Consider the following 1080-nt stretch of genomic DNA (forward strand, 5'->3'; position numbering starts at 1 on the left):
TCGCTTCTGCCTGCGGCCGGCCCGACGACGGGGGCGGTTGTGGAGGGGGCGGACGTGTCCACGAGCGAGGGGACGTTCGCCCGCTACGAGATCGTGGACCTGTCGGCGGCCACGATCGAGGCGCTGCGCGGGCGTGCGCTGGACAGCCTGCTGGCCTCCTTCGGGGACCGGCGCCCCTCCCTCGAGCCGGTGATCGGGGTGGGCGACTACGTGGCCGTCTCGGTCTGGGAGGCCGGCTCGGGCGGGTTGTTCTCCGGGCCCCTGGTGGCCGACCGCTTCTCGGCCGGCTCCAAGTCCGCCCTCATCCCCGAGCAGGTGGTGCCCCGCGACGGGGCCATCAGCGTGCCCTATGCCGGGCGCATCCAGGTGGCCGGGCGCCGGCCCCAGGACGTGCAGGCCCTGATCGAGACCGAGCTCGCCGGCAAGGCGATCCAGCCCCAGGTGCTGGTCTCGGTCACCAAGGCGGTGTCCCAGACGGTGACCGTCACCGGCGAGGTCGTGGCCGGGGCCCGGGTGCCGCTCTCGGGCAAGGGGGACCGCCTGCTCGACGTGGTCGCCACCGCCGGGGGCGTGCGCGCGCCGGTCAACGAGACCTTCGTGCGGCTCTCGCGGGGCCAGCAGACCGCCACGGTGCCGCTGACCACGGTGGTGTCGAACCCGGTCGAGAACATCTTCCTGCGCCCGGGCGACACCCTGACCCTGGTGCGCGATCCCCAGACCTTCCTGGCGGTGGGCGCGCTGGGCAACTCCACCGAGATCCCGTTCCAGGCCGAGGGCATCACCCTGGCCCAGGCGCTGGCCAAGGCGCGCGGCCTGTCCGACTTCCAGGCCGATCCCTCGGGCACCTTCATCTTCCGCTTCGAGCCGGCCGCGGTGGTGCGGCGCCTGAAGCCGGGCAGTCCCCTGCTGGGCACGCCCCTGGTCCCGGTGGTCTACCGGATCAACATGCGCGACCCCAACAGCCTGTTCCTGACCCAGGCCTTCCGCATGCGCAACCGCGACCTCGTCTACGTCTCCAACGCCCCCTTCACCGAGGTCCAGAAGGTCCTCTCCGTCTTCTCCACCGTCACCGCACCGGTC

1 protein-coding gene is annotated in these 1080 nt (G+C 72.6%); it reads left to right on the forward strand.

Annotated features, from left to right (window positions below; genetic code table 11):
- Nucleotides 1–1080: polysaccharide biosynthesis/export family protein (locus tag AC6EUL_RS22840; protein WP_499872898.1), on the forward strand; the 1080-nt coding region annotated here is incomplete at both ends.

Source organism: Methylobacterium sp. 001424705 (assembly GCF_059816145.1).